Source organism: Paenibacillus sp. BR2-3, from assembly GCF_046529485.1.
Taxonomy (GTDB): domain Bacteria; phylum Bacillota; class Bacilli; order Paenibacillales; family Paenibacillaceae; genus Paenibacillus_AQ.
On sequence record NZ_CP126311.1, the window covers coordinates 1531216 to 1546337 of the forward strand.

At 48.7% G+C, this 15122-nt stretch carries 15 protein-coding genes; 10 read left to right on the forward strand and 5 right to left on the reverse strand.

Annotation, left to right across the window (positions count from 1 at the left end; translation table 11 throughout):
* The first annotated feature begins 9 nt into the window (after window positions 1–9).
* The 5 genes from wecB to PaeBR_RS07290 are packed head-to-tail and all read left to right on the forward strand — an operon-like array spanning window position 10 to window position 4594.
* Entirely contained in the window at window positions 10–1101 is a 1092-nt protein-coding gene (wecB, locus tag PaeBR_RS07270; protein ID WP_410514183.1) for a non-hydrolyzing UDP-N-acetylglucosamine 2-epimerase, read from the forward strand.
* Window positions 1094–2080 (forward strand): polysaccharide biosynthesis protein, encoded by a 987-nt coding sequence (locus PaeBR_RS07275; protein ID WP_410514184.1) that lies wholly within the window; start codon window positions 1094–1096, stop codon window positions 2078–2080. Before wecB ends, PaeBR_RS07275 begins: the two co-directional genes overlap by 8 nt.
* Complete coding sequence (locus tag PaeBR_RS07280; protein WP_410514185.1) at window positions 2077–2904, forward strand: SDR family oxidoreductase; 828 nt, start codon at window positions 2077–2079, stop codon at window positions 2902–2904. Before PaeBR_RS07275 ends, PaeBR_RS07280 begins: the two co-directional genes overlap by 4 nt.
* On the forward strand, window positions 2886–3896 hold the full coding sequence (locus tag PaeBR_RS07285) for an NAD-dependent epimerase/dehydratase family protein (protein WP_410514186.1): 1011 nt from the start codon (window positions 2886–2888) through the stop codon (window positions 3894–3896). The genes PaeBR_RS07280 and PaeBR_RS07285 overlap by 19 nt, the downstream gene beginning before the upstream one ends.
* Window positions 3893–4594 carry a glycosyltransferase family 2 protein gene (locus tag PaeBR_RS07290; RefSeq protein ID WP_410514187.1) on the forward strand — a complete coding sequence of 234 codons (702 nt, stop codon included), beginning with the start codon at window positions 3893–3895 and terminating at the stop codon, window positions 4592–4594. The genes PaeBR_RS07285 and PaeBR_RS07290 overlap by 4 nt, the downstream gene beginning before the upstream one ends.
* Before the next feature lie 167 nt (window positions 4595–4761).
* Here the strand turns inward: PaeBR_RS07290 and PaeBR_RS07295 are convergent, their stop codons facing one another.
* Together PaeBR_RS07295 and PaeBR_RS07300 are read right to left on the reverse strand one after the other, a co-directional pair.
* The gene (locus PaeBR_RS07295) at window positions 4762–5217 is read right to left on the reverse strand and encodes a hypothetical protein (RefSeq protein WP_410514188.1); all 456 of its coding nucleotides are present in this window, start codon (window positions 5215–5217) and stop codon (window positions 4762–4764) included.
* Window positions 5218–5399: 182 nt separating this feature from the next.
* Window positions 5400–6470, reverse strand: a complete 1071-nt coding sequence (locus PaeBR_RS07300) for a glycosyltransferase family 4 protein (RefSeq protein ID WP_410514189.1) — start codon at window positions 6468–6470, stop codon at window positions 5400–5402.
* 189 nt (window positions 6471–6659) lie between these two features.
* Here PaeBR_RS07300 and PaeBR_RS07305 point away from each other — a divergent pair, with 189 nt between their 5' ends.
* Window positions 6660–7469: a YhcN/YlaJ family sporulation lipoprotein gene (locus PaeBR_RS07305; RefSeq protein ID WP_410514190.1), complete on the forward strand. Its 810-nt coding sequence runs from the start codon at window positions 6660–6662 to the stop codon at window positions 7467–7469.
* Between the two features lie 113 nt (window positions 7470–7582).
* Here the strand turns inward: PaeBR_RS07305 and nagA are convergent, their stop codons facing one another.
* The 3 genes from nagA to PaeBR_RS07320 are packed head-to-tail and all read right to left on the reverse strand — an operon-like array spanning window position 7583 to window position 10361.
* On the reverse strand, window positions 7583–8767 hold the full coding sequence (gene nagA / locus PaeBR_RS07310; protein WP_410514191.1) for an N-acetylglucosamine-6-phosphate deacetylase: 1185 nt from the start codon (window positions 8765–8767) through the stop codon (window positions 7583–7585).
* Entirely contained in the window at window positions 8755–9483 is a 729-nt protein-coding gene (gene nagB / locus PaeBR_RS07315; protein WP_410514192.1) for a glucosamine-6-phosphate deaminase, read from the reverse strand. Before nagB ends, nagA begins: the two co-directional genes overlap by 13 nt.
* Window positions 9480–10361 (reverse strand): MurR/RpiR family transcriptional regulator, encoded by an 882-nt coding sequence (locus PaeBR_RS07320; RefSeq protein ID WP_410514193.1) that lies wholly within the window; start codon window positions 10359–10361, stop codon window positions 9480–9482. The genes nagB and PaeBR_RS07320 overlap by 4 nt, the downstream gene beginning before the upstream one ends.
* Before the next feature lie 744 nt (window positions 10362–11105).
* Here PaeBR_RS07320 and PaeBR_RS07325 point away from each other — a divergent pair.
* The 4 genes from PaeBR_RS07325 (at window position 11106) to PaeBR_RS07340 (ending at window position 15115) form a co-directional block, all read left to right on the forward strand.
* Window positions 11106–11330 carry a helix-turn-helix domain-containing protein gene (locus PaeBR_RS07325; RefSeq protein WP_019908812.1) on the forward strand — a complete coding sequence of 75 codons (225 nt, stop codon included), beginning with the start codon at window positions 11106–11108 and terminating at the stop codon, window positions 11328–11330.
* A 154-nt stretch (window positions 11331–11484) separates the two neighbouring features.
* Window positions 11485–12906, forward strand: coding sequence for a spore germination protein (locus tag PaeBR_RS07330; protein ID WP_410514194.1), 1422 nt, complete (start codon window positions 11485–11487; stop codon window positions 12904–12906).
* Between the two features lie 12 nt (window positions 12907–12918).
* Window positions 12919–14013, forward strand: coding sequence for a GerAB/ArcD/ProY family transporter (locus tag PaeBR_RS07335; RefSeq protein WP_410514195.1), 1095 nt, complete (start codon window positions 12919–12921; stop codon window positions 14011–14013).
* Window positions 14006–15115, forward strand: a complete 1110-nt coding sequence (locus PaeBR_RS07340) for a Ger(x)C family spore germination protein (RefSeq protein WP_410514196.1) — start codon at window positions 14006–14008, stop codon at window positions 15113–15115. Before PaeBR_RS07335 ends, PaeBR_RS07340 begins: the two co-directional genes overlap by 8 nt.
* The last annotated feature ends 7 nt before the right edge of the window (window positions 15116–15122 follow it).

Below are 15122 nucleotides of genomic sequence, written 5' to 3' on the forward strand. Positions count from 1 at the left end.
AGTGAACCCATGAAGATCATGACGATTTTGGGCACACGGCCTGAAATCATCCGTTTGAGTGTGATCATCCCGCTTCTCGATCAGCATGCATCCCGGCATGTGCTGGTGCATACGGGGCAGAACTTTACCGCCAGTCTCAGTGGCATTTTCTTTGCCGAACTGGGGCTGCGGGCTCCGGATTACGTGCTGCAGGAGAAGCAGTCAGGACTGGGCGGCCAGCTTGCAGCCATGTTCAGTGGACTGGAGATCATTCTGCAAAAAGAAGAACCGGATCGAATCCTGCTCCTTGGAGATACGAACAGTGCCCTATGCGCTATTCTTGGTGAGCGTATGGGCATTCCGGTCATCCATATGGAGGCGGGCAACCGCTGCTACGATCTGAAGGTACCGGAGGAGAAAAACCGCAGGGTCATAGATGCCGTCTCTACAATTAATATGCCTTATACCCAGCAAAGCAAAAGGCATCTGCTCAGTGAAGGCTTTCCCGGCCCCCGTATTATTCTGACGGGCAATCCCATCCATGAGGTCATGACTCATTATGAGCCTCAAATACAGGCCAGCGATATTCTGGACCGGCTGAAGCTGACACCTGGCCAATATTTTCTCGTCACCGCCCACCGGGCTGAGAATGTGGATGATCCACAGTCTCTTATGCAAATTATGTCCGGCCTGAACGCTGTCGCTGAACATTTCGCAATCCGCTTGATCTGCAGCATTCATCCCCGCACACGCTCCAAGCTTACGGAGCAACTCTCCCTGCAAATGAACCCGCTTGTTGAATTTCATGAGCCTTTCGGATTTTTTGACTTTGTAGCTTTGGAACAGCATGCCTACTGCGCCATAACGGACAGCGGTACGGTTCAGGAGGAATGCTGCCTTTTGGGCGTGCCGACTGTAACGATCCGCAGAACGACCGAACGGCCGGAGACGGTAGATTGCGGCAGCAATGTAGTGTCCGGCGTGAATAGTGATAGCATTGTGCGCTGCGTGAAGCTGATGACGGCATTAGACCGGGAGTGGGAGGCGCCTGAAGGCTATTTGGTTCCGGATGTCTCGTTAAAAGTAGTTAAATTTCTGCTTGGAGGGAACCTGCATGTTTAATAATCAACGGATTCTGGTCACAGGCGGCACCGGTTCCTGGGGGCATGAACTGATCAGGCAGCTTCTGCCGCAAAGCCCGAAGGAAATCATCATATTCTCGCGCAGCGAGTCTGCCCAGGTGGCAATGAGCCGCGAATTCGAGGACGCCCGTCTCAGCTTCATCATCGGGGATATCCGCGACAAAGACGCTTTAACTGCGGCCTGCCGGGGTGTAGATTATGTGTTCCATCTGGCCGCATTGAAGCATGTGCCTGTCTGCGAGGACCAGCCTTATGAGGCGCTAAAGACGAATGTTGTCGGCACGCAGAACGTTATCGAAGCGGCTATCGCAAGCAATGTTCATAAGGTCATCTATATCTCTACCGATAAAGCGGCCAATCCATCCAACTTTTACGGCATGACCAAGGCCATCGGCGAAAAGCTTATCGTATACGCAAATCTTCTTGGCTCGAATACCCGCTTTGTTACCGTACGCGGTGGCAATGTGCTCGGAACGAACGGCAGCGTGGTCCATTTGTTCATGAAGCAGATTAAAGATAAAGGCCAGGTACGCATTACGGATATGAAAATGACCCGCTTCTTTCTGACGCTGCGTGACGCGATTACACTGCTGTTCAAAGCTTCAGAAGTCAGCGTAGGCGGAGAAATCTTCGTGATGACGATGCCGACCTGCAAAATTGTCGATCTGGCCGAGGTGCTGATTAAGGCGTCCGGGAAGGAACATGTGAGTATTGTTGAGGCAGGCATCCGTCCTGGAGAAAAAATCCACGAAATCCTGATGAGTGATTTCGAAAGCCAGACGACTGTGGTGTATGACGAGCAGTATTTGGTAATTTTACCTACGCTGGATATGCCTGAACTGAAATCGCATTACAGCCAGTACACCCCGGTTTCCTTTAACAGCTTCAGCTCCGAGACTAACCTTATGAGCCAGAAGGAGATCAAGGACATTCTGATTCGAGGAGGTTTTCTGCAATGAAGCTGCTTATCCTCGGCGGAAACGGTATGGCGGGGCATATGCTGGTGGATTATTTTACCCGGCAAGGGCGATTCACGGTGTTTTATACAACTCGGAATGCGTACGACCCCAAAGGCCTCGTCGTCGACGTGACGGATATGCATGCGGTCGGGAAGCTGATTGAAATGGTACGGCCGCAGGTGATCATCAATGCGGTGGGCGTCCTTAATCAATTCGCAGCGGCGGATATCATTAATGCCTACCATGTGAACGGGCTCCTTCCGCACATGTTGCGCAAAAAGGCAGACGAGGTTTCGGCCCGGCTCGTACACATCAGCACGGATTGCGTTTTTGAGGGGACAAAAGGGGGATACAAGGAAGACGACCCCACCGACGGAACGTCTGTATACGCTTTGTCCAAAGCGCTCGGTGAGGTTCGGGAAGAGGGGCATATCACGATCCGGACGTCGATTATAGGGCCCGAAATCCGTAAGGACGGCATCGGGCTTATGCACTGGTTTTTTCGTCAACGGGGTGTTGTTCCCGGATATTTAAACGTCCGCTGGAACGGGGTGACGACTCTTGAACTTGCTAAAGCAGTCGATTACTTGCTTGAATCGCCGTTGTCAGGCCTCTTTCATCTTGTCCATCCCGAATCGGTCAGCAAGTACGACCTGCTGAAACTTATCGGGGATATATGGAAGAAGCGCGATATGGAGCTTATACCCGTGGAAGAACCGGTTTCGGATCGGACACTGGTCAGCACGCGGCAGGACCTGGATTATCAGGTTCCCGATTACCATATCATGCTGGAGGAGATGTATGCATGGACGAATCACGTCTGAGAAATCATTCGATTCTCATCACGGGTGCGAACGGTTTCACTGGACAGCATGCCTGCCGCTATTTCAGCGGATTGGGGATGCGGGTCACGGGAATGGTTCGTTCCCCGGTGATGCCGGATAACCGGATTCAGGGCGTGAACTATGTCGAATGCGACCTGCTGGACCGCGAAGGTGTGATAGAGCTTGTTCGCCATTTGGCTCCGGAGTTCGTCCTGCATCTTGCGGGGAAAAACTCGGTTCCGGAATCCTGGCGGGAGCCTGTTCAGTATATCGAGAGCAATGCGCTTGCCGCGATATACCTTCTTGACGCGCTGCGCGAATTCAAAAATACCGTCATCCTGATCGCGGGCTCGCGACTGAGCTTTCAGCCGGACGATCATCCGGCACCGCCGCATCCGTATAGCCTGAGCAAGACAATCGAGCATCTTTCCGCTCTTTCCTGGCATGCTCTTTTCGGGCAATCGATCTTGCTCGCGGAGCCCGGCAATCTGATTGGTCCGGGCCCGTCGACAGGATTCTGCTCGCTGCTCGGACGGTATATCGTGGCTGTGGAACGGGGAGAAAATCCCGCGCCTTTCCGGATCTCTTCCCGCGAGGAAAGGAGGGATTTCCTCGATGTGCGCGACGCGGTTTCAGCTTACGCATGGCTGCTTGCGTATGGCCGCGCCGGTGAGAAGTATCCCGTCTGTTCCGGCAGGGAGACGACGCTCGAACATTCTGCCACCGTTATGCTGAATCTCGCAAAATGTCCCGTTCCCCTGCAATGGGGAGCGGGAGAGCGTTCAGAACGACTTGCAGACCCTGTGAAGGACTCCCTGACAAGCGCTGACGGCAAAGCCGGAGAGCCCACGCCGCCCTTGCCAGCCAGAGAAACCGCCGAAACCCTTCCGACCGGGTTGTCCGGATGGGGCTGGAGTCCGAGCTATTCGCTTAAAGCTTCCGCAGCAGATATATTGTCTTATTTCCGAAACCAGGAGGTGGTGGTGTCATGACGCCCAGAGTGACGATTGTCATTCCTTTTTACAACTGTCCTTATATTGCGAATGCGGTGGAAAGCGCACTGAACCAATCTTACGGCAATACGGAGATCATCGTAGTGGACGACGGATCGACCATGCATGCGGAAGCGATCAATCCCTACCGTCCCTATATCCATTATCTCGGCAAAAGCAACGGCGGCACCGGCAGTGCGCTGAATCACGGCATCCGCCACGCTTCGGGTGATTATATCGCCTGGCTAAGCTCTGACGATGTGTTTTATCCCGACAAAATCAACAACCAGGTATTGTTCATGCAGGAACACAATTCGCTCGTTTCTTTTACCAATTTCAATTATATCAATGCCCAGGGTCAAGTCGTTCAATACAATGCAGGCGCGGAATTGGCGAGCGAAAAAGACTTGTACCGCATCCTGCTGCAGGGCAACCCGATTAACGGCTGCACGGTCATGATCCGCAAAGACCTGTTAGGAGCAATCGGTCTGTTCGACGAAGCGCTTCTGTATACGCAGGATCTTGATCTGTGGATGCGTATACTGGTGAACGGCTTCCGCTTTCTTTATCTGAACGAATCGCTAACTGGATACCGCTGGCATGAAGGGATGGGGACCTTGCGGTTCCGCGAGGCGATAGAGGCAGAATCTGCTTATACCTTCGCCAGATACCGGGATATTCTGCGGCAGTTTATCTAGTCGGATGCAGATAAACTCGCATGAAAGATAGCTCCTTCCCTTGAAATTGGAGGTGGAAATGCGAAAAAAATGGTTGAGTAGCGTGTTGGATCTGCTCAACCATTTTGTCTTGTCTTCCCCTCTGATGTCATTTATACATCTTGAGAGAAGGAGGGGTTTTCCTGAGATTAGGATGTTGTCGTTCCGGCAGCCGCTACGCCGCTGAAGTTTCTGGCGCCGAGCGTGGCCAAGGAGACAGCCGCTGTCGAAGAAACGGTAAGCGTGTAGTTAATCTCGCCTGCGAGTACGTCTGCTGCAGGGGGGGTGTCGGTAGCGGTGATATCTGCCAGTTCGGAGTCTGTTAAGGCATTGATCTGAACGATAAAGTCCGTAGTGAAGATCGGCACGCCGTTTCTGAGCACAGTAAAGGTAATCGTCTCGGCAGCTTCTACTACTCCTGTGTTAATTGTGACATGGCCGGCAAGCAGCACCCGTACATCGCCTTCATTGCCGGGAAGAACGCCGGCGGTTTGAATACCGATGTCGCCGATCAGCGCCGGGGTTGCGGTAGGAGGAACAGGTAGTGGTGGAGCATCGGTGGGATTTTGATTTGACAATCTTAAATCCAGAAATTGAATAGCCATTTTACAAACAACTCCTTTCGTACTTGGCCTTCCAGATGGCTTAATATAATCTATGACTGCTATGAGAAAATGCTTGGGTTGTCTGATATTTTCAACGTCTGTCCTATGAGATTTATATCCTAATAAAAAGCCGTTCCTCCGCGAGTTGACACGGGGAACGGCTTTGTTTTTTATTCTATTAATTAGTAAACTCCGAGAGCGTTCATCATATTGCGGAAAGAGAGGGCGTATTTTTCCGGAGCCATCAGGTCGGTTACATAGTTCACTCCGCCTGTGCGAATGTGTTCGCGCAGCACTTGATCGTCCATTAAATTCATTGCTTCGGCCACGCCTTGATTGACATCGCCTTGCGGAAAGAACTTGCCGGTCTGATTATGGATAATGAAGTTACGAACTCCGTCGGAGTCGGTGCTGAGCACGGGACAACGGCATGCTATAGCTTCTGCAACAGCATAACCGTAACCTTCCAAATAAGACGTGGAGAGGAGCAATCCGCCCGAATCTCCGATAAGTGAATAGTAAGCAGGCATTTGGAAGTGCGGCACGTTGGGAAGCAGTTTTATTTGGTCTTGGATTCCTAGGTGGTTAACCCACAGCCAAAACTCGTTTTTTTCAGCTTCTGCGCTCAATTCATAATCAACAAACATCCATAACTCCACCTGCGGGCGATGCTTGACCATCCAATACCCGATCTCCAGAAACAGCTTCCAGTTTTTGTTGTTTTCAAGCCGACCGACCCACGCGACAACGGGCTTGGGAGGTCTATTTCCAGGAATATAAGTGAAAGCCGAAGTATCGAGCGGGTTCTGGAATACGAAGCGGGGCAATTCTGGAACCAGCCCAAGCATCAATTCAATAAGATGTGAAGTTGGCGGCATAACCGCTGCGGTACAATGCGCCTGCAATTGGGCGCTTCCTTCAGATAGCAGGCGGATTGCCTCCTCGCGAATGCCGAAGCCTTGCGTTTCAAAGACAATCGGACCTCCAAAACTCAATCTTCTGAGTTTTTCCGGCATTGTGAAATCCGATGTTACAATGACCGCATCGTATTTGTGAATTTGTATGAGCTGAAGCAGGTCTTCTTCGTATGGGGTAGTGTAAACGGGAATCGAACCAAAGTTGGTTTGGCCTGATCCCTTGTTCAAGAAAAGAAGATGTCCTTCGATTCCGTACTTGCGCAGTTCTAAGCATCTTAGTCGGTTCAGTGTTTCGACTCCCCCGCCCGGCACAAAAAAAGTGAACAAAAGCTTCAAAAGTTCTCCCCCCGATCATTAGTTATCATGTTATTTTACGCATCCTGTCCGGGACGGTGTGGACGAAAGGCAGTTTCAACGATAATCGGGCGTCGCGAAGTTCCAAATCCTTTCAGCATAGCTTTGCGGGTCTCCGGTCATCCTAATTGTGTTGCACAACTTAATTTTGCAGAAACGGAGGTTGATTACATGTTGCGATCCACAATCAGCAGGTCCCTTTCGGTGGCGCTGCTACTTGGTATGGTTGGAGTTACAGGCTGCGCAACCAATAATGATGCGGCCGGAAATAATAATGTTCGTACAAATAATGTCCAGGAGGCCAAAAGCGGGCGTCTGAATGTGAATTCAGTCCGTGACGGTAGAAATGGAGCACATACCATCAATAAGCTGGAATTGAGTCAGGACTTGGCTGATCGTATTGCTGCCATGAAGGATGTTCGCTCCGCCAACGTTCTGTTGGCCGGGGATAGTGCGTATGTGGCTGTTACTCTGGACGAGGCTGGTTCCGGAACAAATGACAGAAGTACAACAAATGCTGCACCTATTGGCGCAGGATCCGGTAGAGGTGGCGGAGGAATATTGACAGGTCAAGGCGGTTCAATAACGGGTACTGGTGGCACAATGACCGATCCGGCTCGCCACAGAGGGGCTTCAGGCCGCATGGGTATCGGCCGTATGGGATCTGACGGTATGGGGTCGGGCGGTATTGGTACCGGAACAGACCGGGGAATAGGAACTCGCGGCACAACTGCCGGAAATAGGATGAATGGCGATACCGATAGTTTATCAGGTGACATTAAGGCTAAAATTTCTGCTGAAATTAAAAGATACGCACCGCAAATTGATGCCGTGTACGTTTCGGCCAATCCGGATTTTGTTCAGCGCGTTAACAGCTATGCCGATCAGGCTCGCGGAGGACATCCGCTTCAGGGCTTTGTGAACGAGTTCAGAACCATGGTGGAACGCATCTTCCCGACACGGGTTGATAATAACCGATAGTTTATCCTGCATAACGGATAAACTAATAACGCAGCCATTCCTAACGCCGCAAGGGCGAGTGGGTTGGCTGCGTTATTTTAGGTTCCTGGTGGATTGGGCATTGTAATCTTAGTCTAAAGGTTGATTTTACTTCCTTGAATCCAAACGCCGCACAAGTTAAGTTCACTATTGAGCAACAGAATATCGCCCTGCTTACCTGATTCCAAAGAACCGATGTTCCGGTCGAGGCCAAGCGAAATTGCCGGTGTGAGACTGGCAGCACGGGAGGCAGCCTCAAGGGATAGACCTACTTCATGAACAAGGAAACGGAAGCCCTTGATCATTGTTAATGTACTGCCGGCGAGAGACTCAGGATGATCTTTAAGGGTAGCTATGCCTTTTTGTACTAAAACAGGCAAATCACCAATCTTATATTCACCGTCGCTAAGACCTGCAGCCGACATTGCGTCTGTAATGAGCAGAAGGTTATCTTTACCCTTCAATCGGGCCAGTATCGAGACAACAGCGGGATGCACGTGGATACCATCTCCGATAATTTCAGCACGTATGCGCTCGTCACCCAACACGGCTCCAGCTGTGCCGGGTTTACGATGATGCAGCGATGTCATTGCATTGAATGCATGCACCGCCTGATTTAACCCTGCCTCAACGGCGGTAATAACCTCGTCATAAGTAGCATTGGTATGACCGAGGGCGGCTGTAATTCCGCGTTTACGCAGCCAGGTGATAGCTTCAAGAGCCCCTTCCCGTTCGGGAGCAAGCGTTACTTGACGCACCAGACCCGGATATTGTGTTTCCCATTCCTCCAACCAATCGATGTTTGAAAGAACGATGTGCTCAGGGTTTTGTGCACCGGGCCATTTTGGACTGATAAAGGGACCTTCCAGATGTACACCCGCTAACTTGGCATATGGCATCTTGCTGGAACGGTAGCTATTAACCTCGTATAACACACGGTCAATTGCAGCTTTGGGAGCTGTCATTGTAGTGGCGAGCATGGTTGTTGTGCCTTGTGAACAGTGGAACCTGGTTATGGAATCCAGAGCCTCGGCGTCGCTATACATGAAATCATGTCCTGCTCCGCCGTGAACATGCACGTCCACGAAGCCTGGGATGAACAAACCCTCCCGTTCGCTGGTGGAAGGCCAGTTCGAATAGGCTTCTGGCAGCCATTTCGCTTCGCCGGCATAATGAATCTGATCCGTGGATACGGCAATGACTCCCTGCTGAATCAGGCCACGAGGAGTCATTACTTTTCCGAATAACAGTTCTCCTTGGTGTTTATTTATTTCAGCCATTTCCCTGCTCCTTCATCCAGCAGAACGACAACATTGGGATGGCTTTGCAGCAGGGACGCAGGGCATTGCGTAGTAATAGGGCCCTCTATTGCGTTTTTGACAGCTTCTGCTTTTTCCTCGCCGCGAACGAGTAATACAATTTGTTTGGCCTTTAAAATACTGGCTATACCCATCGTTACCGCCTGCCGGGGCACATCATCCAGTGCAGGGAAGAAGCGGGCATTGGCTTCGCGTGTTTCTTCCAGCAAATCCACCACATGCGTACCGCTGCTCAGGCTGGCATCAGGCTCATTGAAGCCTATATGCCCATTGCTCCCTATGCCCAGTATTTGCAGATCGACGGGTCCGTTTTCTTCCAGCATTTTGTCGTAGGCACGGCATTCCTCATCAAGATCTGCTGCGTTGCCGTTCGGAACATACGTCCGGCTCTTATCGATGTCGATATGGTTGAACAGATGGTGGTTCATAAAGCTGCGGTAGCTTTGGGAATGCTCTACGGGCAGACCCACGTACTCATCGAGGTTGTATGAGGAAGCTTTCGAGAAGCTTACAAGTCCTTTTTGGTACATTTCCACCACCCGGGCGTAGACACCTACAGGTGAACTGCCGGTAGCTAAACCCAGCACCGCTTTAGGATTGCTCTGAAGCAGACTTACGATAAGATTTGCGCCGGTCTGTACGAAATCCTCGTCATTTTGAAGCTTGAAAATATTCATGAAGATTGACCTCCCCGTTTATGACGGTATTGTTGGACGTTAAGATAGGATCGTTCGAGCTTTGGAATGTAATCTCCGAAACGGGTACTAACCATTCCGGTAAACAAAATATCAATAATATGCAGCTGGGCGATGCGTGAAGCCATATCTCCCCGGCGCATTCCCTGTTCCAGCGATGAAGAGAATAAAGGGATATCAGCATTAGTAGCCAGGGTGCTGCTCCCGTAAGAGGTTAAGGCAATAGTACGGGCTCCGCTGGCTTTTGCACAGGTTAAGGCGTCGATCGTTTCAGGCGTTTCTCCCGAATAGGATACGGCAAAAGCTACGTCTTCTTCCGATAAGGTGGATGCTGAGGTAATCTGCATGTGCGAGTCGGCAAAAGCGGTACAGTTCACCCCGATACGGATCAGCTTTTGGTAGAAGTCCTGGGCAACAATCGAGGACGTCGCCATCCCGTACAGATCGATTCGCCGCGCCCGGCATAACAGATCGACTGCCTCCTGCAGCCGCTCAATGTTCAACAGGGAGGTAGTGTCTCTTATCGAAGCTAGATGATTGGCCTGCATCGCCTCCACAATCACCGAAAGCGGATTCCCGGCTACAATATCCTGATACGAAGAGCCTCCATCCTGTAAAGCATGTTCATTCTGAGCGATTTCCGCTGCCAGTTTTACTTTGAAGTCTGGGAAGCCTTTGAAATGGAAAGCCTTGCAAAAGCGCGTTACCGTAGCAGGACTAGTGCCGCATTGCTCCGCGAGCTCTCGTATCCCCATATGAATCACCTCGCCGGGGGATGCCAAAATACGTTCCGCCAGCTTACGCTCCATATGGGAAAGCTTGGACATCTCATGGTCCAGGGCATGCAGGATAGGGGCCATCATATCACCTCATCATGATAAACTAAAATTATTTTTATTAATATTCAATAATATAAGAAAATCATTTTCATTTATAGAATAAAATAAAACAGAAAAAGTTGCAATAGTGACTTCATTAGGGTGACCATTATTAGCAAAAATTAAATAGCAAACGGAGCTGCCTTAAAGGCCAAGCAAAAGCCAAGCGAAAAGTTGAGCAAGAGCCCCGCTAAAACTCGTGTGGTGCTTAACACCTAAATCCTGCACGTTGTACAACATTCCGGCTCGTATGGTGCTAAATGCAGCCCAAATCCTGCACGTTGTACAACATTCCGGCTCGTATGGTGCTAAATGCAGCCCAAATCCTGCATGCTGTACAACATTTCAGCTCGGATGGTGTTGAATACAACCCAAATCCTGCACGCTGTACAACATTTCATTTTGATGGGTTCATCGAAAATGGCGACTGATTGAAATATATATTACCGAAACTATCATCATGGAAAACCTACGGCTTACGAAATTATTTATGAACGATTAGTAAATTAAGAAATGATCTAATTACGCTAACGGGAACGATAGTTCTATGACGGACCGGTAAGGTTAGTCTTCCTGCGCCGCAAGTAGAGCTATGTTTTATGTATCCGCTATCGCCCATTTTAGACCCTTAACAGCACCATTAACATCCCCAATACATAGTATGATTTGACTGTATCCCTTTACCTTGTTATACCAAACAAACCCGAGCAAGGAGGGGTGACACCATTGAAAGGGAACGAACATCACAGCAAATTTTTGTTGACACATCGTGAGCGCGAAGTTTTCGAGCTTCTAGTGCAGGACAAAACCACACGCGATATCGCTGGTTTGTTATTCATCAGCGAAAAGACGGTTCGCAACCACATTTCCAATGTAATGCAAAAATTAAACGTAAAAGGCCGTTCGCAAGCGGTTGTCGAGCTGATCAAGCTTGGGGAGCTGAAAATATAGCTGCCTTGCTTCGGAAATGCCGCGTTTAAGCCTTCTTTTACCTTTAGGGGTGAGGGGAGGTTTTTTGTTGTAATTTATATACTTATAATAAATATTAAGGAAGTTCTTGGGGACACTAAATCTACAAATTGTGAAAGAGGGGCAGTCACCTTCTATGAAACAGACTCCAGATGAAACGCTTAATCTGCAGCACATTCTTCATCAATTTGAAAATTGTGCTGATGTCATTCACCGGACATTTCCGGACATACATACGGATATTATATATTTTCCTCTCCTGGTGGACTTTAAGTTGTTTACCAGCGTGATCCTTGAACCTTTTGCCAATATTCAGATCCAGGAGCTGGAACAATTATTCAAACAATCTCAATTTGTCGAAGTTGCCCATTCCAAGGATGCGGTATTAGGCATTTTGGAAGGCAAGACTGCCATCTTTAACGGGGACAAAGTCTTTTTAGTCGATGTTTATGGTCCTAAAGGGCGAAGCGTCCAACCCTCCCAGACGGAGTCTGTAATCGTGGGCCCCCATGATGCTTTTGTCGAGGCTGCCGGTATGAATCTTTCCTTAATCCGCCGCCGACTGCACAGCTCGCATTTAAAAGTTATTAAATGTTCTGTCGGTGAAGTTACAAAAAACGATGTGTATATCCTTTATATCGATCGTATTGCCAACATGGAGTTTGTAAATGAAGTGGTGCATCGGATCAAGGGCATTGAGTACGATGCGGTGACAGACGGGGGGATGCTGAGTCAATTATTTGAAGATAATTCCAATTCGATATTCCCTCAGTTTCTAACCACAGAGCGGCCGGATGTTGCCGTGTCGAAATTGGTTTCCGGGCGGATCATCACGATTGTCGACTGCAGTCCGACAGTTATCTGCACTCCCACAGCATTTTTTGAGTTCTTTTCGTCTCCGGATGACTACTACCAGCGCTGGGCCTTGGGGACTGCCCTCCGGGTATTAAGATTCTCAGCGCTGCTGGTCGCGATCACTTTCACGGCCATGTATGTGTCCGTGACCACCTATCATTATGAGATGATTCCCCAATCACTGCTTATTACCCTGGCTGAATCGAGGAGCAGGGTGCCGTTTCCACCCGTATATGAGGCCTTTCTAATGGAATCCATGATTGAAATGCTGCGGGAGGCAGGGGCACGCCTTCCCACCAAAATCGGACAGACGATTGGCATCGTAGGCGGTATTGTCATTGGACAAGCGGCGGTACAAGCTGGACTGACCAGTAATGTTCTTATTATCGCTGTCGCCTCGTCAGCCATTGCCTCTTTCGTTATACCGAGTTACGTCATGAGCGCATCCATTCGCTTGATGCGGTTCGGTCTGATTATTATGGCCGGCATTTGGGGGAATATGGGGTTGGTCATGGGAATAGCGCTGGTTATTATCCACTTGTCCGGTCTGACAAGTCTCGGGTCCTCGTATGTGACCCCATTGGCACCGATGAAAGGCAGGGACTGGAAGGATGTATTCATCAGAGCGCCATTTTCACTGCTAAAAACCCGGCCCTCCCAGACCAAGACCCCTAATGTGGTCAGGAACAAAATTCGAAAATAGGAATGATTCCCTTTGATTAAGAATGAGAATGAGAAACTTAGTCCCTTTCATATCACTGTACTGGTGTATATGACCCAGTCGGGTATTGTTATGTTCACGCTGCCGCGTTCACTGGCTGATTTCTATGGTACAAACGGATGGCTTTTTTTGTTTATTTGCTTCGTGATCTCTACATTCAATATTTATTTAATTTCTTTGGTATACCGGCTGGGAAAAGGACGATCCATCTTCGAAATCCTTGAAAGCTCCATTCCTAAAGCCGTACTCTATCCTGTTTATTTTGGAATGGCCTCGGTCTGGTCAATATTCGGATGTATGATCGGCAAAAAGTATGTGCTTATGTTTCAAATGATTGCCTTTCCAACAACGAATCCAATGGTATTCAAGGTCGGTGTGGATATCCTTTTATACCTGCTCCTCCTAAAGGGAATATACAATATATCCAAAGCGGCGACCCTTTTCTTTTGGATGACAATCTGGATGTATCCGTTGTTATTAGTGTTTTTACCTAATTTTGAGTGGGTACGCTTAACCCCATTCATCTTCAAGGGAGGCCACGATATGATTAAGGGGGGAGCCGAAATCTATGCTGCCTTTCTTGGTTATGAGCTTTCTATCCTTTTTTTTCCTTATGTGGATAAGAAAAAGAAGGCCATGTTGGCCATATATGCAGGAAATGCTTTTTTAACCTTGATTTATTTCAGCCTGGCGATTGTTTGTTTTGGTTTCTTCAGCTTGGGCCAGTTAAAAAAATTATTATTTCCCCTGATTGATTTGCTCGCCCTTATCCATTTTCCGTTCGTTGAGCGGCTGGAGAATCTTCTGTTTGGCTTCTTTTTGTTTCTTATCCTGATTACAGTAGTGATGTATATATGGGCGGGACTGGAGGCTGTAACAAGAATAACCCCGAAGGCTAAGTCTCCTCTGTTTATCTTCATAACCGTTTTAGTTACCTTTTGCATTGCGATAATTCCCAAGACTATAGATCAAGTAAATGCCTGGATCACAAATCTGGGATACGTAGTGACCGGTATTGGTTTTGGTTTACCGATCATTTTAATAATCGTACTGCTCATTCAGGGAAAAGGAAGGGAATCACATGCTTAGATTTGTGGCAGCCGTTGTTCTAATATGCATGCTTACCGGATGCGATGGGGATCAGAGAATATTGGAAAACTTAGGAATGGTTCAAACCTCAAGCTATGATCTGGGGGACAATAACAAACTTAGGGTGACCTCCAGCCTTCCGATTCCCGATCCCGACGCCACTCTCAAGAGGATCGTTTTAACGGCGGAGACGGACAGCATTAAAGAAGCAAGGCTTATTTTCTCGAACCAAACCGAACTTGATGTAGTCAGCGGACAGTTAAGAAATACCTTATTCGGGTTAAATCTGGCCAAGGACGGGCTTGGAAGTCATATAGATACGCTATTGCGCGATCCGTCAGTTGCTCTTGGAGTCAAAGTAACCATTGTCAATGGCGAAGCCAGTGAACTGCTCGCCAAAAATTATAAACAGCACCAGGACACGGGTCAATATATAACACGATTACTGGAGAAAGAATCAACCGGAAACACGATTCCGAAGATAACTCTGTACGAGTTCTCAAGGGATTACAATGACGATGGGATAGATCCGGTAGCACCTCTACTTAAAGACGCAGGGGAACATGCTGCTGTTGATGGAATTGCTTTATTCCAGGATGACCGCTACATTATGAAAATCCCGGCCAAGGACGGGCTTATATTTGCCATTTTCAGAGGTACTATTAAACAGGGGGAAATTGCTCTTGATTTGGAGGATAGCACAGGGCAGAAAGAAAGCGTTATGTTCAGTTCGGTATCAAGTAAACGGAAGGTAAAGGTACATCATTTGGATAGAAACCGCTTCAAGGTCGATATCACCGCTTCCATTCAAGGGTCGGTGTTGGAATATACCGGTCAGCACAAGCTATTTAAAAAGGATCAACGCCTCGAATTGGAAAAATTAATAGCGGACCATATATCCTCCCGAGCTGAACAAATGATCAAAGAAATGCAGCAGAACAAAGTGGACAGTCTGGGTATCGGACAATACGTGAGAAACAGCCTATCCTATGCCGAGTGGAAGAATCTGGATTGGAGAAAGGTATATCCCGAGATTGAGGTAGAGTGCCACTCCAAAGTACTTATTAAGGACTATGGGAAATACACAAGGACAAAAGGTTAAGTCTCCT